This window comes from Sphaerochaeta sp. S2 (genome assembly GCF_016406725.1).
In the GTDB taxonomy this organism is placed as follows: domain Bacteria; phylum Spirochaetota; class Spirochaetia; order Sphaerochaetales; family Sphaerochaetaceae; genus Sphaerochaeta.
On the sequence record NZ_JAEKNT010000161.1, the window covers coordinates 1 to 2,852 of the forward strand.

The window sequence follows — 2,852 nt, forward strand, 5'->3', positions numbered from 1 at the left end:
CAGATATGCTTCGTTTTTTGTATCCACAGCCTTATGAATATTCGCAAAAGTTGGTTATCAATCCAATCCCATTCACAAAAAACATGCAGCAACCATCTAATTTGTTGCTTAAAACTCTATTTTATACTACATATTCACAAATCTATATTATAAATACATTTTTCAAATCCAAAATTTCCTCAATTCTCTGTTTCTCATAAATTCTCATGTTGAATTTCTACTATTCCGGTAGTATATTTTAAAGACATACAGACGTTATTTTTTATTTGAAGAATATTGTAAGTACGTACACTCACTATCGGAGGAAAAGTATGAGTAAAAAGATTTTTCATGATCCAGACCCTGCAGAGACGAAAGATTGGCTGGAGTCGTTAGAGGGTGTCATAGAGCATGAAGGCGATCAGAAAACTGATTATTTGCTTTCAGAACTTACCCAAGTTGCACGTAACAAAGGTGTTACCACATCCCCTGGGGTTATTAGCCCCTATATCAATACAACAGACCTAGACAGCAATGCGGTCATTCCACCGGAAGAATCGCTTATTGCACGAAATGTATCAGCATTTGTTCGATGGAATGCCATGGTAATGGTAGCCAAGGCAAATGAAGATGGAAAAGGATTGGGTGGGCATATCGCCAGCTACTCATCCTCTTCAGCAATGTATGAAGTAGGCTTCAATTGGTTCTTCAAGGGACCAGAATCCGAACACGGCGCTGATATGATCTACTTCCAAGGTCACTCCTCTCCTGGCATGTATGCCCGGGCCTATATAGAAGGACGACTGAGTGAAGAACAACTGGAACATTTCAGACAGGAGACAGGGGGCAAGGGACTCTCTTCCTATCCACACCCCTACCTGATGCCGGAATTCTGGCAGTTCCCAACCGTTTCGATGGGCCTTGGTCCTTCGATGGCTATCTATCAGGCACGATTCATGAAATATATGGAAGACAGGGGCTTGAAGGAAAGTGGAGACAGGAAGGTCTGGGTCTTTATGGGAGACGGAGAGTCTGATGAACCAGAATCGCTTTCAGCACTCTCACTTGCTTCCAGGGAGAAGCTCGATAACCTTATCTTTGTAGTTAACTGCAACCTGCAACGTCTCGATGGACCGGTTCGTGGTAATGGAAAGATAATCCAGGAACTTGAAGGAAAGTTCAGAGGTGCTGGGTGGAATGTAATCAAGGTTATCTGGGGAACTGAATGGGACGCCATCCTTGAGAAGGATACCAAGGGTATTCTCCTGCAGAAACTGGCAACCATGGTTGATGGTGAGTTCCAGACCCTGCAAGCTAGAGGCCCAGCATATCTGAGAGAAAAACTCTTCTCTGGAGATGAGTACCTTGAATCGCTTGTTGAAGGGATGACGGATAAGGATCTCTGGCAGTTAAGCCGTGGAGGCCATGACCCCAGAAAGATCTACCAGGCATTCCATGCAGCAACAAACCACAAGGGAAAACCTACGGTCATTCTGTTCAAGACCATCAAGGGCTTCGGCATGGGCAGCGGAGAGGGTGCTATGGGTGCTCATAACCTGAAGCACATGGAAGAGAGCGATCTTCTCGCCTTCAGGGACCATTTCCATGTACCCATTGATGATGAACAGGCAAAGAGTATGGTGTTTATCAAACCGGATCCTGAGAGCAAAGAAGGCAAATTCCTTGCCAGGCGCCGAGAGATAATGGGAGGACCTGTACCCTACCGCCATAAGGATGGCGAAAAACTGACGGTCCCCACAACCAAGAGCTTTGAGGATATGCATGCCTCCACTGGAGAGAGAGAACTATCCACTACCATGGCATTTGTCCGCCTGCTTACCAAGCTGGTTAAGGACAAGAATATCGGGGAGAGGATTGTCCCCATTGTCTCTGATGAAGCACGAACCTTCGGCATGGAGGGCCTCTTCAGACAAATTGGTATCTATGCCCCCGATGGCCAGCTGTATGAACCGGTTGATAAGGAATCATTCCTGTGGTATCGCGAAGACAAGAAAGGACAGATTCTCGAAGAAGGAATTACTGAGGCCGGTGCGATGTCCTCGTGGATAGCAGCAGCCACAAGTTATGCAAACCATCAGGTTTCGATGATCCCCTTCTTCATTTTCTATTCCATTTTCGGTTTCCAGCGAGTAGGTGACTTCATCTATGCTGCTGGAGACAGTCGTGCAAAGGGCTTCCTGATGGGAGCAACTGCAGGAAGAACCACCCTGAACGGGGAAGGATTGCAACATGAGGATGGTCATGGACTGCTCTTGGCATCCACCCACCCCACCTGTCAGGCATATGACCCTACTTTTTCCTATGAACTTGCTGTGATCATCCAGGATGGAATGAAGCGTATGTATGAGGATGATGAGAACATCTTCTACTACATCACACTGATGAATGAGAACTACACCCATCCAGAGATGCCCAAGGGAGCTGAGGAAGGGATCAAGAAAGGTGCCTATCTCTTCCGGAAAGCAAAGAAGAACAAGAATCCTGTCGTACAGTTGATGGGAAGTGGAACAATCCTTAGGGAAGTCATAGAAGCAGCTGAACTCCTGTCAAAGGACTTCGGTGTGGAGTCTGACATCTGGAGTATCCCCGGGGTCAATGAACTGCACCGTGACGGTGTTGAGGCAGAGCGATACAATCTCACCCACCCAGAAGGCAAGGCCAAGGTTCCGTATCTGACCAAGGTGATGGAAGGACATGACGGTCCAGTGGTGATAAGCACCGACTATCTCAGGGCATATCCTGAGCAGATCAGGAGGCTCATTCCCAATTCCAAGGTCACCATCCTCGGCACAGATGGATTTGGAAGATCCGATTTCAGGCATGCACTGAGGACCTTCTTTGAGGTTGACAGG

Annotated in this window: 1 protein-coding gene; it reads left to right on the forward strand. The window is 46.9% G+C overall.

Features of this window, described 5'->3' with window-relative positions:
• Positions 1 to 311 precede the first annotated feature (311 nt).
• A partial coding sequence (aceE, locus tag JF818_RS04225; RefSeq protein WP_198890728.1) for a pyruvate dehydrogenase (acetyl-transferring), homodimeric type occupies positions 312 to 2,852 on the forward strand: 2,541 nt, incomplete at its 3' end.